This is a genomic window from Streptomyces sp. NPDC002403 (assembly GCF_053593015.1).
Map to the genome: position 1 here is coordinate 1 of NZ_JBSFBQ010000158.1, position 1,272 is coordinate 1,272.

Annotated in this window: 1 protein-coding gene; it reads left to right on the top strand. The window is 67.0% G+C overall.

From position 1 onward, the window contains the following. Nucleotides 1-69: 69 nt before the first annotated feature. Nucleotides 70-1,244 (top strand): IS3 family transposase gene (locus tag ACWCPY_RS43305; RefSeq protein ID WP_451274700.1). Its coding sequence is split into 2 segments (ribosomal slippage): nucleotides 70-328 and nucleotides 328-1,244, totalling 1,176 coding nucleotides; the frame shifts between segments, so codons are not numbered across the junction. Nucleotides 1,245-1,272 lie beyond the last annotated feature (28 nt).

Genomic DNA, 1,272 nt, shown 5'->3' on the forward strand with positions numbered 1-1,272 from the left:
GGGCCTTGACCCTGGGTTTTGGACACCGGAGACACTTGGATCTTGATGGTCCAGGAGAACGGAGTCCCCGTGGGGATGAAGCATTACCCCGCCGAGTTCAAAGCGGATGCGGTCGCGTTGTACCGGTCGAGGCCGGGAGCGACGATCAAGTCCGTCGCCGGTGATCTCGGGGTGAACACCGAGACGCTGCGGAACTGGATCCGGGCCGCCGACGGGCGCCGGCCCGGCGGCGACGCTGTTCAGGCGGAGCTGGCCGCCGCTCGCAAGAGGATCCGTGAGCTCGAGGAAGAACGGGACATTCTCCGCAAGGCGGCCCGGTATTTCGCGACGGAGACGCGCTGGTGAACCGCTACCAGTTCGTTGACGATCACCAGCGCCGACACGGCGTGAAGCGGCTCTGCGACATCCTCGGCCTGGCCCGCTCGAGCTTCTACTATTGGCGCCGCACCGCATCCGCGAGAGCGGCCCGCCAGACCGTCGAAGCCGGGATCGCGGCCCGGATACGCAAGGTCCACCAAGACTCCGACGGCACCTACGGAGCCCCCAGGATCACCGCAGAACTCCGCGACGAGGGCGGCCCGGTGGTCAACCACAAGCGCGTCGCGAGGATCATGCGGTCCATCGGGCTCGAGGGAGTCCGTCTGCGCCGCCGGCACCGCACCACCGTCGCGGACCAGACCGCAGCGAAGGCGCCAGACCTGATCGGCCGTGACTTCACCGCGGCCGCAGTCAACAGAAAGTACGTCGGCGACATCACATACCTGCCGGTCAGCGGCGCGAAGCCGCTCTACCTCGCGACCGTCATCGACCTCGCCTCACGCCGGCTCGCCGGGTGGGCGATCGCTGACCACATGCGGACAGAACTCGTCATCGACGCCCTCACGGCCGCCGAGCGGACCCGCGGAAACTTGACCGGAGCGATCATGCACACCGACCACGGATCTCAATATTCGAGCAGGGCCTTCGCGGAACTCTGCAGGTCAGCTGGGGTCCGGCAGAGCATGGGCGCGATCGGGTCCAGCGCCGACAACGCTGCCGCGGAAAGCTTCAACGCCGCCTTCAAGAGGGAGACGCTCAAAGGCCGCAAAGCCTGGTCGAGCGAGCGTGAGGCCAGGCTCGACGCCTTCCGCTGGCTGACCCGCTACAACACCCGGCGCCGGCATTCCCGCCTCGGTCAGCGGTCTCCGATTGCCTACGAGAACGCCGTCCAAGCAGCAGCAACTACCCTGACCCAAGCCGCATAGACGTGTTCAACATCCGGGGTCAAGGCCC